Genomic DNA, 15,787 nt, shown 5'->3' with positions numbered 1-15,787 from the left:
TTCCCCGCGCCCCTAAAAAACAGGCGCGCTGCAACACGGCAACTCAAGACGGCGCCCCTTCGACACCGACTTTGCCGCCCTGGAGGCGAACCGAGCCTCAAAAAAAGATGGAAGAAGGCGCCCTGCCGACGGTCCCCCCACGGGCCGGCGTACAGGGCGCCTTCCCATGTCCCGGTGCGGATTCCCCCCACGGGATCCGGCCGGGCGCTTGTGAGAACCAGCGCCTGAATCGCTGTCGTGCCGAAGCTCGGTGAAACTGAGCTTCGTTGAACTGAGCAGAACGAGCAAAACTCCTCGTACTACTGGGTGGAGCCAGTGATGTGTGCGATCTGCCGGGACACCGCACGACGGGAGGGCCGCTCAAAGCTCCCCGGTGTACGTGTCCCGGCAACGCATCTCTGAGGAAGTCCCCCAAGACATCCTCAGATGCCAGTTCGCGCCCCCCAAGACGCTTACTGACATCGTCAACTTAGACCTTCGAACCCCTTCGATGGTTACGTTCACATCACTGTGATCTGCGTCTCTTGCATATGTCCGTTAGATGCGCAAGAGCCCCGATGTCGCGGTCGGGACCCCAGCGTAAGGATGATGCGCGAGGCTTGTGAAGAGCTTATGTGAGGCCGTCGTCGGTCTCTAGAGGGACTCTTACTTCAGGTTCCCGTAACTCCCGGTAACTTTGCGGAACTTCAGCGAAATGTCCTAAGTCGCAGGCTGTTGGAGACCACGAACACCGAGGAGAAGGCCATCGCGGCCCCCGCGATCATGGGGTTCAGCATGCCCGCGGCGGCCAGCGGAAGCGCCGCCACATTGTATCCAAAAGCCCATACGAGGTTGCCCTTGATGGTGCCGAGGGTCCGCCGGGACAGCCGGATCGCGTCCGCGGCCACTCGCAGGTCCCCGCGCACCAGCGTCAGATCGCTCGCCTCGATCGCCGCGTCCGTCCCGGTGCCCATCGCGAGCCCCAGGTCCCCGGCGGCGAGCGCGGCCGCGTCGTTCACGCCGTCGCCGACCATGGCGACGGTCCGCCCCTCGCCCTGCAGCCGTCGCACGACGTCGACCTTGTCCTCGGGCAGCACCTCGGCGATGACATCGCCGGGGGAGATCCCGACGGCGGCGGCCACGGCGTCCGCGACCGCGCGGTTGTCGCCGGTCAGCAGCACCGGCGTGAGCCCGAGCGCCCGCAGCTCGCGCACGGCCTCGGCGCTGGTCTCCTTGACCGCGTCGGCCACCGCGACGATCCCGCGCGCCTCTCCGTCCCAGCCGACCACCACGGCCGTACGGCCGCGGCTCTCGGCCTCGGAGGCGGCCCGGGTCAACTCCTCGGGCAGGGTGTCGTAGAGGCGCCCCACGGCCACCTCACGGCCCTCTACGCGCCCGCGTACGCCACGGCCGGGCATGTTCTCGAAGTGCTCGGCGGGCGGAAGTGTGCCGACGCGCTCCTCCGCGCCCGCCGCCACCGCCCGCGCGACGGGGTGCTCGGAGGCGTGCTCCAGGGCGCCCGCGAGCCGCAGGAGCCGGCTCTCGTCGGTGCCTTCGGCGACGTAGACCTCCTGGAGGGTCATGCGGCCCGTGGTGATCGTGCCGGTCTTGTCGAGGACGACCGTGTCGACGCGGCGGGTGGACTCCAGGACCTCGGGGCCCTTGATCAGGATGCCCAGTTGGGCGCCGCGGCCGGTGCCGACCATGAGGGCGGTCGGGGTGGCCAGGCCCAGCGCGCACGGGCAGGCGATGATCAGCACGGCGACGGCCGCGGTGAACGCGGCGGCCGTGTCGCCGGTGACCGCGAGCCACGTCCCGAACGTGCCGAGCGCGATCAGCAGCACCACCGGCACGAAGATCCCGGAGATCCGGTCGGCGAGCCGCTGTACCTCGGCCTTGCCGTTCTGCGCGTCCTCCACCAGCCGCGCCATGCGCGCGAGTTGGGTGTCCGAACCGACCCGGCTCGCCGCTACGACCAGCCGCCCGCCGGCGTTGACGGTCGCGCCGGTGACCGTGTCACCCGGTGCCACGTCCACCGGTACCGACTCGCCGGTCAGCATCGACGCGTCGACCGCGGAGACGCCCTCGACGACGGTGCCGTCGGTCGCGATCTTCTCCCCGGGCCGTACGACGAAATGGTCCCCGACCTTCAACTCGCCGACCGGGAGCCGTACTTCACGACCGTCCCGCAAGACGGCCACGTCCTTGGCGCCCAACTCCATGAGCGCGCGCAGGGCCGCGCCCGCCCGCCGCTTGGAGCGGGCCTCCAGATAGCGGCCCAGCAGGATCAACGCGACGACTCCGGCGGCCACTTCGAGGTAGATCGTCGAGGCGCCGTCCGTGCGCGAGACGGTGAGACGGAACTCGTCGTGCATACCGGCCATGCCCGCGTCGCCCCAGAACAGCGCCCACAGCGACCAGCCGAACGCGGCCAGCGTGCCGACCGAGACGAGGGTGTCCATGGTGGCGGCGCCGTGCCGGGCGTTGGTCAACGCGGCCTTGTGGAACGGGAGTCCGCCCCAGACGACGACCGGCGCGGCCAGGGTGAGCGCGAGCCACTGCCAGTTGTCGAACTGGAGGGCCGGGATCATGGAGAGCAGTACGACGGGCAGCGCGAGGACGGCGGAGACGGTCAACCGCTCGCGCAGGGAGGCGAGTTCGGGATCGGCCGCCGGGGCGGACGGTGTTTCGGGCTCCGGCGGTGCGGGTTCCTCGGCGGTGTACCCGGTCTTCACCACGGTCGCGATGAGGTCCGCGACCTGGATGCCCGCCGGGTAGCTGACTTTCGCCTTCTCCGTCGCGTAGTTGACGGTGGCGCTGACGCCGTCCATGCGGTTGAGCTTCTTCTCGACGCGGGCCGCGCAGGAGGCGCAGGTCATCCCGCCGATGAGCAGCTCGACCTCGGCCGCTTCGGGGGCCGGGGCTATGGGTGTGTCTGCTGTGGTGCCGATCGTGGTGGTGCTGGTCATGTCCGGACTCCAGACATCGGACCGGACCGCGCGGAGCCAGTATCAGCTGGTCGGCACGGCCCGGTCGGAGAGAACAGAAGTGTGCTGCCGGTGCTGTGTCAGGCCTGGCCGACGAGCTCGAAGCCGGCCTCGTCGACGGCCGCGCGGACGGCCTCGGCGTCGAGCGGGGCGGTGGACACGACGGTGACCTCGCCGGTCGACGCGACGGCCTTCACCGAGCTGACGCCGGGCAGCTCCGAGATCTCGCCGGAGACGGAGCCCTCGCAGTGTCCGCAGCTCATCCCGCTCACCTTGTAGACGGTGGTGACGGAACCCTGGGTGTCGGTCTGGGCGCTCATGTCGTTCTCCTCGTGGAGGCGTGTGGAGGCAGTTGGGGTCGGAGTGGCCCACGGTGGCTCACTCTGGAACCCAGGGTATACCCCTAGGGGGTATTTCTCCAAGAGGGGTCGCGGCGGGCCAGCGACCGCACCCAGCCGACCCCGAGCAGCGCCACGAGGGCCATTCCGCCCACCGAGAACATCGTGAAGAGGTGCTCCTGCTGGTCGGTCGGCCGGGGGATGTACCCCTGGGCGAACAGGTGCCGGTCCAGGCCCGCGCCCGAGAACCGGGCCACCAGCCAGATCGCGATGCCGTGCGTCGAGTCCCACAGGGCGTGCAGCACCGAGACGCCGAGATACGTTCCGACGACCGCCCCGGTGAAACGGAAGCGACCGTTCAGCTGCCGGTAGGAGAGCAGGACCGCACCCGCGACCGCCGTCCACAGGCCGTGCCCGAAGGGCGCGAGGACCCCGCGCAGGATCTCGGTCTCCAGGAGCGCCCGCAGATCGATGCCCTTGGTGGAGACGGCCGCGTTGAAGGCGTACCCGGCGCTCTCCAGGGCCGCGAAACCGAAGCCGACCGTCGCGCCGAGCACCAGTCCCGCGCGGATCCCGTGCAGCCGCGGCTGCCGGCGCAGCACGAACATCAGCGCCCCGAGCTTCGCGGCCTCCTCGATCAGCCCGACGCCGACGAACATCCCCAGGGAGGGATGCAGCAGGTAGTACTCCATCACCGAGGCGCCCAGCACCCCGAGCGTGCCGCCGGTCAGAAAGCAGCCCAGGATCACGCTGACGCCCAGGTCGCGCCCGTGCCGCTCGTACGCCCACAGGACGAAGGTCACCGGCACCAGGAAGCTGCCGAGCAGGATCAGCGTCGGCAGCAGGGTGGTGTTCTTCGTCGCGTACGTGACCAGCGCGGTCAGCGCCCACAGCGCCAGCCCGCCGCCCAGGCACTGCTTCCACAGGCCGGTGCGGATCTGGGGGTACGTCGGCGGCGGCTGCTGCGGCCCGGGGATACGGGCCCGGGGCGCGCCGGGCGGCGGAGAGTAGGTCACGGCAAATCCCCTCGTACTCCTACAGGGCAGATTTACCGGCACTTTATGGTAGATACGCCTCATGTCGCAGTCCGGGACGCTCGTCCTGATCATGGCCGTCGCCGTACTGGCACCCCTGCTGGCCTACGGGATCGGCCGATGGCTCCCGGTCCCGCTGGTCATCTTCGAGATCCTGCTGGGCATCCTCGTAGGGCCTGACGTACTCGGCTGGGCGGGCGACGGACAGGTGATCGACACGCTCTCCGACCTCGGTCTGACGATGCTGATCTTCCTCGCCGGGTACGAGATCGAGTTCGACCGGATCCGCGGCGACACGCTGAAACGGTCGGCACGCGCGTGGCTGATCTCCCTCGCTCTCGGCCTCGCCCTGGCCACCCTCCTCGCCGGCTGGTCCAAGGGCGTCTACGTCGGTACGGCCCTCACCAGCACCGCCCTCGGCACGGTCCTGCCGGTGCTGCGCGACGCGGGGGACCTGCACTCGCGCTTCGGGTCCGTGATGCTGGCGTTCGGCGCGGTGGGGGAGTTCGGTCCGGTCATCGCCATGGCCCTGCTGCTCAGCGGCCGCGCGCCGGGCCGCTCTACGGCACTGCTCGCCGCGTTCGCCCTGCTCACGGCGGGCGCGGTGTGGTGGGCGCTGCGCCCGCGCCCACCGTGGTTCTCCCGCGTCATCGAGAAGACCCTGCACAGCAGCGGTCAGTTCGCCGTACGGCTCGTGGTGCTCCTCCTGGCGGTGATGCTGGGCATCTCCCAGGCCCTCGGCCTCGACACCCTCCTGGGCGCCTTCGCCGCCGGCCTGATCACCCGCCTGGTGCTGCACGGCGCGGCCCCGGAGAGCGCGGGTTCGGTCCTGGAGAAGGTCGAGGCGATGGGCTTCGGCTTCCTGGTACCGGTGTTCTTCGTGGTCACCGGCATCGAGTTCGACCTGGACGCCCTGCTGTCCGGGGGCCACGCCCTGCTGCTCCTCCCGGTGTTCCTGGCGCTGTTCCTCCTGGTCCGCGGCCTTCCGGTCTACGTCCTCGCCCCGCGCGATCTCGTACGACGGGACCGGCGCGCCCTCACCCTCCTCGCCTCCACCGCGCTGCCCCTAGTCGTCGCCATCACCACCATCGGGGTCGACGACAAGGTCCTGAAGTCGGCGGACGCGGCGGCGCTGGTCGGCGCGGCGATGGTGTCGGTGCTGGTGTTTCCGCTGGTCGCGCTGCGGTTGCGGGGCGAGCGGGTGGGGGCGGCGGAGAGGGCGGAAGGGGCCGTCAGGGGGTCCGAGTCGTGGTGAGGTCCGCGGTGGCCCGGTCCCGGTACTCGGTGAGCAGCGGTTCCAGATAGCGGATCAGTACGTTCTTCAACTCCCGGACGTACGCGTCGCGTTCGGCGCCCTCGTGGGAGAGGACCAGCTCCAGGCCGGCCTTGTAGAGGCCCAGGCACAGGTGCGCGGTACGGGTGACGTCGGCGGCGGGGGCGCCGGGCAGGAACGCCGCGACGAGTGCCTCGACCTGGCCGAGCAGATGCGCGTGCAGCGCGTCGTGCTCCTCGGTGAGCCGACCGGGGATGTCCGGGCCGTGCATCAGGGCGAAGAACACCGGGTGCTGGCAGCTGAAGGCGGTGAAACGGTCGACGAGGGTGCCGATCGCCTCCTCCAGCGGGGTCGACGGGTCGACCGCGGCGAGCGCCTCGCCGGTGGTCTCCCGCATCTGGTGGATGAGCCGGTCGCCCAGCTCGATCGCGATCGCTTCCTTGTTCGGGAAGAACTGGTAGAGCGTGCCCGGTGAGACGCCGGCCTCGCGGGCGATGGCGTTGGTGCTGGAGGCCGTGTAGCCCGTCGTGCAGAAGACGTTGGCGGCGGCCTCCAGCAGCTGGGCGATGCGGCGCTCGCCGCGGGCCTGGCGGCGGGGGCCGGCCTTCTCCTGGTCCACGGACACGAGTTATCCCCAGCTCTCCGAACGGCGTTGACAAACGCGAGCGGTCACTCGCATTCTGATCCTGGCGAAACGCGAGCGATCTCTCGTGTTCGCCCATTCTATGGCAATGCCGACCCCTGCCACCTGCCTGCGCGGAGGCACGGGTCATGGTGAAGGGGAGCACCGCGCGATGACCGAAGTCAACAGCCCGCCGAGCCTCGGAGGGTGGACACGTTTCGTGACCGCCCGCCCCCGGCTGTCGCTGCTCGTGGCCCTGGTGCTCACCGCGCTCGCCGTGGTGGCCGGCAGCGGGGTCGCCGACCGGCTGGGCAGCGGCGGCTGGGAGGACCCGACGGCCCAGTCGACGTACGCGACCAAGGCACTGGAGCGTGAGTTCCCGGCCTCCCAGCCCAACCTCCTGCTCCTCGTCGACTCCGGCAGCGCCTCGGTGGACGACCCGGCGGTCACCGCCGAGGCCGCCCGCCTCACCGCCCGGCTGACCGGCGAGCGGGGCGTCACAGGCGTCGGCTCCTACTGGGGGACCAAGTCCCCGTCCCTGCGCGCGAAGGACGGACACGAGGCACTGATCGCCGCCCACCTCACGGGCGACGAGAAGACGACGACCGACACCCTGGACCGCATCGCACCCGCCCTCCGCGGCACCCACGGCCCGGTGAAGGTCGAGGTCGGCGGCATCGTCGCCGTCCGCCACGAGATGCAGACGACCATCAAGGAGGACCTCGCCCGCGCCGAGATGATCGCCCTGCCGGTGACGCTCCTCCTGCTGGTGATGGTCTTCGGCTCCGCGATCGCCGCCCTGCTCCCGCTCGGCATCGGCATCGTCGCGATCCTCGGGACGAACGCGGTGCTGCGCGGCCTCACGGAGTTCACGGACGTCTCGGTCTTCGCGCTGAACCTCACCACGGCCCTGGGCCTCGGACTGGCCATCGACTACGCCCTGTTCATCGTCCGCCGCTTCCGCGAGGAACTGTCCACCGGCGCCGAGCCGCTGCCCGCCATCGCCACCACCCTGCGCACGGCCGGCCGCACGGTGCTCTTCTCCGCCCTCACGGTCGCGGTCTCCCTGGCCGCGATGCTCGTCTTCCCGATGTACTTCCTGCGCTCCTTCGCCTACGCGGGCATCGCCGTGGTGCTCCTGGCCGCGGCAGCCGCCCTGATCCTCCTCCCGGCGGCCCTGCTCCTGCTCGGCCACCGGGTCAACTCCCTCGATCTACGGCGCCTGTTCCGCCGGGGCCGCCCGGCGAAGGCCTCAGGAGAGGAAGGCACGGCCTGGGCCCGTACGGCCGGCCTGGTGATGCGCAGGGCCCCCTTCTTCGCCCTCGCCACCACAGCCGTCCTCGTCGTCCTCGGACTGCCCTTCCTGGGCGTCAAGTTCGGCACCGCCGACGACCGCCAACTGCCCTCGGGCGCCGAGTCCCACGTCGTGCAGCAGCACATCCGCGACGGCTTCCCGGGCAACCCCGGCGGCACCCTCGAAGTACTCGCCGAGGGCCGGGCGACACCGGCGCAGTACACCGCGTACAAGACCCGGATCGCCCAACTGCCCGAGGTGGTACGGGTGGACGGACCGGTGGTACAGGGCGACTCGGCGTACTTCACCGTGCTCCCCAAGGGCGAGGCCGTCGACACCACGGCCCAGCGCCTGGTCGGCGCCCTGCGCGCCACGGACGCCCCCTTCACGACCGAGGTGACCGGCACCGCGGCGGTCCTGGTCGACTCCAAGCACGCGATAGCGAGCCGCCTGCCCTGGGCGGCCGGCCTCATCGCCGTGGTCACCCTGCTCCTGGTCTTCCTCCTGACCGGCAGCGTGGTGATCCCCCTCCAGGCGGTCCTGCTCAACGCGCTCAGCCTCACCGCGATGTTCGGCGCGGTCGTCTGGGTCTTCCAGGACGGTCACCTCTCCGGCCTCCTCGGCTTCACCAGCACCGGCTCCATAGAGACGACCCTGCCCGTCCTCATGTTCTGCGTCGCCTTCGGCCTCTCCATGGACTACGGCGTCTTCCTGCTCTCCCGCATCAAGGAGGAGTACGACCGCACAGGCGACCACAACGAGGCGGTCCGCCACGGCCTCCAGCGCACGGGTGGCCTGATCACAGCGGCGGCGGTGATCCTGGCAGTGGTGATGGTCGCGATCGGCACGTCCCGGGTCACGAACACGAAGATGCTCGGGCTTGGCATCGCGCTGGCGGTCCTGATGGACGCGATGATCGTCCGGAGCCTGCTGGTCCCGGCGGTGATGAAGCTGACGGGGAGGGCGACATGGTGGGCACCGGGTTGGTTGCGGAAGGTGCATGACCGGTTCGGTCTCAGCGAGGGAGGAGAGAACCCACCCAGGGGCGCGGGGAACTGCGCGACCAGCCACAACGCACCGGCAGACGAAAACGGCGATGGGAGCCTGAATGAAAGCGGTGGTGTACGAGCAATACGGTGACCCCGCCGACGTACGCGACGTACCGGACCCCCACTCCGCCGACCACGGAGTGATCGTGAGGGTCGAGGCCACAGGCCTGTGCCGAAGCGACTGGCACGGCTGGCAGGGCCACGACCCCGACATCGCACTCCCGCACGTACCGGGCCACGAACTCGCCGGTGTCATTGAGTCGGTAGGCGCCAGGGTGACCAACTGGCACCCCGGCGACCGGGTCACCGTCCCGTTCGTGTGCGCCTGCGGAACCTGCGGAGCATGCGCAGCCGGCGACCAGCAGGTGTGCGAGCGGCAGACCCAGCCCGGCTTCACGCACTGGGGCTCCTTCGCCCAGTACGTGGCGCTGGACCACGCCGACGTGAACCTGGTGGCGATCCCCGACGGAATGTCGTTCGCGACGGCGGCCTCGCTCGGCTGCCGGTTCGCGACGGCGTTCCGCGCCGTGGTGCAGCGCGGCCGGGTCGCCGCGGGGGAGTGGGTCGCGGTGCACGGCTGCGGCGGAGTCGGCCTGTCGGCGGTGATGATCGCGGCGGCGTCCGGCGCCAGAGTCATCGCGGTCGACATCTCACCCCAAGCACTGGACCTGGCAAGGAAGTTCGGGGCGGCGGAGTGCGTGGACGGCAGGAGCACCCCGGACACGGCTGCGGCGATCCGCGAGCTCACGGGCGGCGGCGCCCACCTCTCCCTGGACGCCCTGGGCTCACCGGCGACCTGCGCCGCGTCGGTGAACGGCCTGCGCCGCCGCGGCCGCCACATCCAGGTGGGCCTGCTCCCCTCTCCCTCCGGTACGACCCCGGTCCCGATGGCCCGCGCGATCGGCCTGGAACTCGAACTCCTCGGCAGCCACGGCATGGCGGCCCACACCTACCCACCCATGCTGGAGCTGGTCCGCTCGGGAGCACTCCGCCCCGACCTCCTGACCACCTCCACGATCACCCTGGCCGAAACCCCGGCAGCCCTCGCCGCGATGGGCACGGCACCGGGAGCGGGGGTGACGGTCATCGAGCCGTGGAGGTGAGGGCGGAGCCAAAACCGCGCCGACGCGATACCGGGCACTCGCTACCCGGACCCGGCACAGCGTCGGCACTCCGCTCGGGTCAGTCGTCCCGGCGCCCCCGGTTGCCCGGGCGGGAGGCCACCCAGGCCCGGACCGTGTCGGCGTACCAGTAGGGCTTGCCGCTCTCCACGTGGTCGGGCGGGGGCAGCAGGCCGTGCTTGCGGTAGGAGCGGACGGTGTCGGGCTGGACCCGGATGTGGGCCGCGATTTCCTTGTACGACCAGAGCCGTCGGTCGGTCATCAGTGCACCTCCCTGCGCGCGCCGCGGCGGCGGCCGGGGGCGGCCGTCGGGGGAGCCGTGCGCTGCGCTGGCGATCACAAAGCCTGTGCCCGGTCAACGACACAGAGTGAGGAAGGGGAAGTGCCTGTGGGTCGGGTGTGACCCAAGACCCGCGTACACGCGACATGTGTGACGCGAGGGGGGCTTTTGTGACGCAAGTGACGCAAAGGCGTACGCGGGCGTGAGGGCGCGGCGCGTTGACACCTGGCGGAAAGGCTGACACCTGACGGAAAAGAGGGGGCGCAGCAAGGTGGGCCGGACCCGCTGCGCCGGGCCCGGCCCACCGGCTTCCCCGCACCCCCCCGTATCCCCCTCGGACCGGCCGGTCCCCGGAGGCCTGCGCGTCCCCGGGGATCAACCGGCCAGGTGATCAGCCTGCATCAACGCGCCCGGCCGGTCTTGGAGAAAAACGCACCCCGACCGGGAGCGACCAGCAGACTCGTCGCCTCGCCCGTCATCCGGTCCCCGGCCGGCATCCCGGGCCGCGTCACCGGCGGACCGGCCCGGCCCGCCATGAACTGGCCCGGCGTGCACCCCGTCATCGCCCTGAACTCGCCGCTCAGATGCGCCTGGTCGTAGAAGCCGCAGACCGCCGCCGTCTCCGCCTGACTGTGCCCGGCCGCGAGGAGCCGCCGGGCGCGCTGCAAGCGCAGTACGCGGGCCGCCGCCTTGGGGCCGAGCCCGATCTGTTCCCGGAAGCGGTTCTCCAACTGCCGTACGCTCCAGCCCACTTCGTCGGCGAGCCGGGGCACCGGCACCGCGCCCCAGTTCCGCACCAGCTCCGACCAGGCCCGCTCCACCCGCGCCGAACTCGGCGTACCGGCCGCCGACCAGCGGGTGAACACCTCGTCCAGCAGCCCGAACCGGGCGCTCCAGGTCGGCAACGAGGCGAGCGCGGCGGCCAGTTCACCGATGCCGGCCCAGCGGGAGCCGAGGGCGTGCGGCAGTTCGTCGGGGTCCACCACCCGGTCGGCGAGCTCGTGCTGAGCCGTACCGAACAGCGTGAACGCGGCCCACGGCATCAACAGCACCTCGACCCCCGCGAGCCGCCCACTGTGCTCACCGAGCGCGGCAGTGGTCGTAGGCCCGCAGAACACGGACCCGAGCGTGGCCGGTTCCCGCCCCACCCGCGAGATCCGGACAGTCCCCTCGAACCCGAACAGCAAGGTCGCGGCCCCGATCGGCGCCTCCAACCGAGCCCGCGGCCGCGACAGGGCAAGCCGAATCCCGCGATAACTGATGACCCCGGGACGGAGTCGGGGATGCGGTGACGCGACCACGGTCTCCCATGACCCACCGGGCCCATGCCCGGTACGAACGCGCAAGGCAGCAGACATCCACCGATAGTCCTACGGCCCTACAGCGCCCCGTAAGGGGCGCGGGGCTGTATCGATATGCGGCTACGCCGCGCGGGCGCGAGCAACCACAACAGACCCGCACCCGACAAACAACCGCTTCCACCCGTCTCGTCCGAATGTCTGGACAAAACATTGACAGGGCTCGGCCCCCGGGACTAGAAACCGGGGAGAGCCGAAATAAAGGGGAAGTCGATGGCGTACGACCTGATCACCATGGGGCGGCTAGGGGTGGACCTCTATCCGCTGCAGACGGGCGTGCCGCTGCCCCAGGTGACGACCTTCGGGAAGTTCCTCGGAGGCTCGGCGGCGAACGTCGCAGTGGCCGCCGCCCGCCTGGGTCGCGAGGTCGCCCTGGTCTCACGCACCGGCGACGACCCCTTCGGCACCTACCTGCACGAGGCGCTGCGCGACTTCGGCGTCGACGACCGCTGGGTCACCCCGGTCGCGGACTACCCGACCCCGGTCACCTTCTGCGAGATCTTCCCGCCGGACGACTTCCCGCTGTACTTCTATCGCCGGCCCAAGGCCCCGGACCTGGAGATCGACGCCCACGAGCTCGACCTGGACGCGATCCACGAGGCCCGCATCTTCTGGATCACCGGCACGGGCCTGAGCGAGGAGCCCAGCCGTACGGCGACCCTCGCGGCGCTCGCGCACCGCGCCAAGTCCGGTACGACGGTCTTCGACCTCGACTGGCGGCCGATGTTCTGGAAGGACCCGAGCGCGGCCCGCCCGTTCTACGAGGAGGCCCTGCGCCACACCACCGTCGCGGTCGGCAACCTCGACGAGGTGGAGGTCGCCACCGGAGTGCGCGAGCCGCACGCCGCCGCCCGCGCGCTGCTGGACGCCGGTGTCGAACTCGCCGTCGTCAAGCAGGGCCCCAAGGGTGTCCTCGCGGTCAACCGGGACGGCGAGTCGGCCGAGGTGCCCCCGCTGCCCGTGAACGTACTCAACGGACTCGGCGCCGGCGACGCCTTCGGCGGCTCGCTCTGCCACGGTCTGCTGGCCGGCTGGGACCTGGAGAAGATCATGCGGCACGCCAACGCGGCCGGGGCGATCGTCGCCTCGCGCCTGGAGTGCTCGTCCGCGATGCCCACGGTCGCCGAGGTCGAGGGCGCGATCGCGGCCGGAGCGGTGCTGTGAGGGCCGGCCGCGTGGCGGGCGCGGAGCACGAGCGCGAGGGCGGGGACGGTCTCACCGGTCACGAAGGAGGCTCCGGCAGCTCCGGTCCCGTGGGCAACTCCGGACCCTCAGGTCACGACAGTGGCACCGGCCCCCGCGTCGATATTTCCGAGCTCGTCCGCGTCCGCGCCCGCCACCCCGAGGCGGTGGCCGAGGCCGCCGCCCGCCGTATCCGGCGCCCCCTCCTGAACGACGCAGGCCGGCTGATGATCGTCGCCGCCGACCACCCGGCCCGCGGCGCCCTCGGCGTCGGCGACCGCAAGTTCGCCATGGCCAACCGTGCCGAACTGCTCGAACGCCTCTGCCTCGCGCTGTCCCGCCCCGGCGTCGACGGTGTTCTCGCGACCGCCGACATCCTGGACGACCTGCTCCTCCTCGGCGCCCTCGACGGCAAGGTCGTCATGGGCTCGATGAACCGCGGCGGCCTCCAGGGCGCCAGCTTCGAGCTCGACGACCGCTTCACCGGCCACCGCGCCGAGGACATCGAGCGGCTCCGTTTCGACGCGGGCAAGCTGCTGCTGCGCATCGACTACGACGACCCGGGCTCGCTCACCACCCTGGAGTCCACCGCCCGCGCCATCGACGACATGGCCGCACGTCGACTCCCGCTGTTCGTCGAGCCGTTCATCAGCCGCCGCACCGACGAGGGCAAGCTGAAGAACGACCTGAGCGCCGAGGCCGTCATCAAGTCCATCGCCATCTCCTCGGGCCTGGGCGGCACTTCGGCCTACACCTGGCTCAAGCTCCCGGTCACCGAGAACCCGGACGACATGGCCCAGGTCATGGAGACCTCCACCCTCCCCGCCGTCCTCCTCGGGGGCGAGGTCGGCGACGACCAGGACGGCGCCTACGAGAAGTGGCGCGGCGCCCTCCAACTCCCCACCGTGCGGGGCCTGGTGGTCGGCCGTTCGCTGCTCTATCCGCCGGACGGAGATGTGGCCGCCGCCGTCGACACCGCCGTAGGTCTGCTGTGAGGGCCGGCTGATGACGGCCGCCGGTGACGGGCAGCGGATCGTGCTTCCGATCGGCGGTGGATGTACCGTGCGAATTACGGACCAAAAGGTCCAACTCCCGGGCGGGGAAAGAATGTTCGCCCGGGCCCAGAACGCCTCCGGCGCGGGAGGCCGCTTCGCCCTGGCAGGAGCGAAGTGCGAGCGACGACTCCCCGCTCGCTACGGCCCCGCGCCGGAGGTCTCCAACACGGCCGATCACCCTGCGTGTTGGAACATGCGCACTGAGGTTCCCGGCCCCGGGCATCGAGTCGGACGGGGTCGCGGAGCCGTACCGGAGTTGCGGATCAGCTTGCACCCGGACCACACGGAGGAACACCGATGACCTCAACGACGAGGCTCACGGTCGCACAGGCGCTCGTACGCTTCCTGTCCGCCCAGTACACCGAACGCGACGGCGTACGGCGGCGGTTGATCAGTGCGACCTGGGGCATCTTCGGCCACGGCAACGTGGCCGGGCTCGGCCAGGCGCTCATCGAGTACGCCACCGTGCCCGGCGGGGAGACACCCCCCGCGTCACCGGTCATGCCGTACCACCAGGGCCGTAACGAACAGTCCATGGTGCACGCGGCGGTCGGCTACGCGCGGCAGTCGAACCGGTTGTCCGCGCACGCCGTCACGACCTCCATCGGCCCCGGCGCCACCAACCTCGTCACCGGCGCAGCGCTCGCCACGATCAACCACCTCCCGGTCCTGCTCCTCCCCGGCGACACCTTCGCCACCCGGGTCGCCGACCCGGTGCTCCAGCAGCTCGAAGTCCCGTACGCCGGCGATGTGTCGGTCAACGACTGCCTGCGCCCGGTGTCGAGGTACTTCGACCGGATCACCCGCCCCGAAGCGCTGATCCCCGCCGCCCTGAACGCCATGCGCGTCCTCGCCGACCCGGTCGAGACCGGGGCCGTGACTCTCGCTCTCCCGCAGGACGTTCAGGCCGAGGCGCACGACTGGCCGGACGAGTTCTTCGCCGAACGCACCTGGTACGTACGGCGACCGGCCGCCGACCCGGCCGAACTCGCCGCCGCCGTAAGGGCGATCCGGGCCGCGAAACGTCCCCTGATCATCGCGGGCGGCGGAGTCCACCACAGCCGCGCCGAGGCCGCCCTCGCCGAATTCGCCGCCGCGACCGGCATCCCGGTCGCCTCCACCCAGGCCGGCAAGGGCTCCTTGAACCACGACCACCCGCAGGACGTCGGCGGCATCGGCCACACCGGCACCGCGACCGCCGACGAACTCGCCCGCCTGGCCGACCTGGTGATCGGTGTCGGCACCCGCTACACCGACTTCACCACCGCCTCCCACACCCTCTTCGAGCGCCCCGGCGTCCGCTTCCTCAACCTCAACATCGCCCCGTACGACGGCCACAAGCTCGCCGGACAGCCGCTGATCGCGGACGCCCGCGGCGGACTGGCCGCGCTGGCAAGGGAGTTGGGCCGCCACGGCCACCGGGTCGACGCGTCGTACATCGCCGAGTACCGCGAGGACAAGGAGCGTTGGGAACAGCGCGTCGACGCCTGCTACGAGGCCGACGAGCCCGACGTACGCCCCACCCAGCCCCAAGTCCTGGGCGCGCTCGACGAGATCGTCGACGCGTCGGACATCCTCATCAACGCAGCCGGCTCGCTCCCCGGCGATCTGCACAAGCTGTGGCGGACGCGGTCGTACGACCAGTACCACCTGGAGTACGGCTACTCCTGCATGGGCTACGAGATCCCGGCCGCGATCGGTGTGAAGCTGGCCGCGCCGGACCGGCCGGTGTGGGCGCTGGTCGGCGACGGCACCTATCTGATGATGCCGACGGAGATCGTGACCGCCGTACAGGAGGGCATCGCGATCAAGGTGCTGCTGATACAGAACCACGGGTACGCGTCCATAGGCGGCCTGTCGGAGTCGGTGGGCGCCGAGCGGTTCGGCACCGCCTACCGCCACCGGGCCGACGACGGCTCCTACACCGGCGCCCCGCTGCCCGTCGACCTCGCCGCCAACGCGGCCAGCCTCGGCATGCGCGTGCTGCGCGCGAAGACCGTCCGTGACCTGCGTACGGCGCTCGCCGAGGCGCGGGCCGCGGACACTCCCACTTGTGTCTACGTGGAGACCGAAACCGCAGACACTGTGTCGGGCGCGCCTCCGGCGCAGGCCTGGTGGGATGTTCCTGTGGCCGAGACCGCGGCCCGATCGTCCGCGGTCAAGGCACGTGAGCTGTACGAACGGCACGTCACCACCCGACGCCGCCATCTGTGAA

At 70.9% G+C, this 15,787-nt stretch carries 12 protein-coding genes and 1 pseudogene; 7 read left to right on the top strand and 6 right to left on the bottom strand.

The genetic code is table 11. From position 1 onward, the window contains the following. Positions 1 to 686: 686 nt before the first annotated feature. From SSP08S_RS01045 to SSP08S_RS01035, 3 genes are all read right to left on the bottom strand, one after another. Positions 687 to 2,948 carry a heavy metal translocating P-type ATPase gene (locus tag SSP08S_RS01045; RefSeq protein WP_019065714.1) on the bottom strand — a complete coding sequence of 754 codons (2,262 nt, stop codon included), beginning with the start codon at positions 2,946 to 2,948 and terminating at the stop codon, positions 687 to 689. Between the two features lie 98 nt (positions 2,949 to 3,046). Beyond that, a complete protein-coding gene (locus tag SSP08S_RS01040; protein ID WP_019065713.1) occupies positions 3,047 to 3,286 on the bottom strand; it encodes a heavy-metal-associated domain-containing protein in 240 nt (79 codons plus the stop codon). An 83-nt stretch (positions 3,287 to 3,369) separates the two neighbouring features. Further along, positions 3,370 to 4,320 carry a PrsW family intramembrane metalloprotease gene (locus SSP08S_RS01035; protein ID WP_019065712.1) on the bottom strand — a complete coding sequence of 317 codons (951 nt, stop codon included), beginning with the start codon at positions 4,318 to 4,320 and terminating at the stop codon, positions 3,370 to 3,372. Between the two features lie 61 nt (positions 4,321 to 4,381). On the opposite strand from SSP08S_RS01035, the gene SSP08S_RS01030 reads away from it, so the two are divergent. Beyond that, complete coding sequence (locus SSP08S_RS01030) at positions 4,382 to 5,593, top strand: cation:proton antiporter (protein ID WP_019065711.1); 1,212 nt, start codon at positions 4,382 to 4,384, stop codon at positions 5,591 to 5,593. On the opposite strand, the gene SSP08S_RS01025 is transcribed toward SSP08S_RS01030, so the two are convergent. Continuing rightward, positions 5,571 to 6,236 carry a TetR/AcrR family transcriptional regulator gene (locus tag SSP08S_RS01025; RefSeq protein WP_019065710.1) on the bottom strand — a complete coding sequence of 222 codons (666 nt, stop codon included), beginning with the start codon at positions 6,234 to 6,236 and terminating at the stop codon, positions 5,571 to 5,573. The two genes, SSP08S_RS01030 and SSP08S_RS01025, sit on opposite strands and share 23 nt — an antisense overlap. 169 nt (positions 6,237 to 6,405) lie before the next feature. Between SSP08S_RS01025 and SSP08S_RS01020 the strand changes: the two genes are divergently transcribed. Together SSP08S_RS01020 and SSP08S_RS01015 are read left to right on the top strand one after the other, a co-directional pair. Beyond that, positions 6,406 to 8,667, top strand: coding sequence for an MMPL family transporter (locus SSP08S_RS01020; protein WP_019065709.1), 2,262 nt, complete (start codon positions 6,406 to 6,408; stop codon positions 8,665 to 8,667). Further along, entirely contained in the window at positions 8,636 to 9,679 is a 1,044-nt protein-coding gene (locus SSP08S_RS01015; RefSeq protein ID WP_026178073.1) for a zinc-dependent alcohol dehydrogenase family protein, read from the top strand. Before SSP08S_RS01020 ends, SSP08S_RS01015 begins: the two co-directional genes overlap by 32 nt. Positions 9,680 to 9,758: 79 nt before the next feature. Here SSP08S_RS01015 and SSP08S_RS01010 read toward each other — a convergent pair whose 3' ends face one another. Beyond that, on the bottom strand, positions 9,759 to 9,959 hold the full coding sequence (locus tag SSP08S_RS01010; RefSeq protein WP_019065707.1) for a helix-turn-helix transcriptional regulator: 201 nt from the start codon (positions 9,957 to 9,959) through the stop codon (positions 9,759 to 9,761). A gap of 419 nt (positions 9,960 to 10,378) precedes the next feature. Next, positions 10,379 to 11,212, bottom strand: a complete 834-nt coding sequence (locus tag SSP08S_RS54650) for an AraC family transcriptional regulator (protein WP_051105835.1) — start codon at positions 11,210 to 11,212, stop codon at positions 10,379 to 10,381. A 336-nt stretch (positions 11,213 to 11,548) separates the two neighbouring features. Here SSP08S_RS54650 and iolC point away from each other — a divergent pair, with 336 nt between their 5' ends. The 4 genes and pseudogenes from iolC to iolD all read left to right on the top strand — a co-directional run bounded on the left by iolC (position 11,549) and on the right by iolD (position 15,786). After that, positions 11,549 to 12,499, top strand: a complete 951-nt coding sequence (gene iolC / locus SSP08S_RS01000; RefSeq protein WP_019065705.1) for a 5-dehydro-2-deoxygluconokinase — start codon at positions 11,549 to 11,551, stop codon at positions 12,497 to 12,499. Positions 12,500 to 12,642: 143 nt separating this feature from the next. Further along, positions 12,643 to 13,512, top strand: coding sequence for a Cgl0159 family (beta/alpha)8-fold protein (locus tag SSP08S_RS00995; protein WP_043259209.1), 870 nt, complete (start codon positions 12,643 to 12,645; stop codon positions 13,510 to 13,512). A 22-nt stretch (positions 13,513 to 13,534) separates the two neighbouring features. Further along, positions 13,535 to 13,732: pseudogene (locus tag SSP08S_RS63180) on the top strand (5-deoxy-glucuronate isomerase); the annotation flags it as partial. Positions 13,733 to 13,869: 137 nt separating this feature from the next. Further along, entirely contained in the window at positions 13,870 to 15,786 is a 1,917-nt protein-coding gene (gene iolD / locus SSP08S_RS00990; protein ID WP_019065703.1) for a 3D-(3,5/4)-trihydroxycyclohexane-1,2-dione acylhydrolase (decyclizing), read from the top strand. The last annotated feature ends 1 nt before the right edge of the window (position 15,787 follow it).

Origin of the sequence: Streptomyces hokutonensis (assembly GCF_000376565.1) — a bacterium.
GTDB lineage: Bacteria > Actinomycetota > Actinomycetes > Streptomycetales > Streptomycetaceae > Streptomyces > Streptomyces hokutonensis.
This window is presented reverse-complemented; position numbering and strand designations above follow the sequence as displayed.

Coding starts and splice junctions, on each gene's coding strand:
- SSP08S_RS01045 (WP_019065714.1), bottom strand. CDS start 2,948: ATGACCAGCACCACCACGATCGGCACCACAGCAGACACACCCATAGCC.
- SSP08S_RS01040 (WP_019065713.1), bottom strand. CDS start 3,286: ATGAGCGCCCAGACCGACACCCAGGGTTCCGTCACCACCGTCTACAAG.
- SSP08S_RS01030 (WP_019065711.1), top strand. CDS start 4,382: ATGTCGCAGTCCGGGACGCTCGTCCTGATCATGGCCGTCGCCGTACTG.
- SSP08S_RS01020 (WP_019065709.1), top strand. CDS start 6,406: ATGACCGAAGTCAACAGCCCGCCGAGCCTCGGAGGGTGGACACGTTTC.
- SSP08S_RS01015 (WP_026178073.1), top strand. CDS start 8,636: ATGAAAGCGGTGGTGTACGAGCAATACGGTGACCCCGCCGACGTACGC.
- SSP08S_RS01010 (WP_019065707.1), bottom strand. CDS start 9,959: ATGACCGACCGACGGCTCTGGTCGTACAAGGAAATCGCGGCCCACATC.
- iolC (WP_019065705.1), top strand. CDS start 11,549: ATGGCGTACGACCTGATCACCATGGGGCGGCTAGGGGTGGACCTCTAT.
- iolD (WP_019065703.1), top strand. CDS start 13,870: ATGACCTCAACGACGAGGCTCACGGTCGCACAGGCGCTCGTACGCTTC.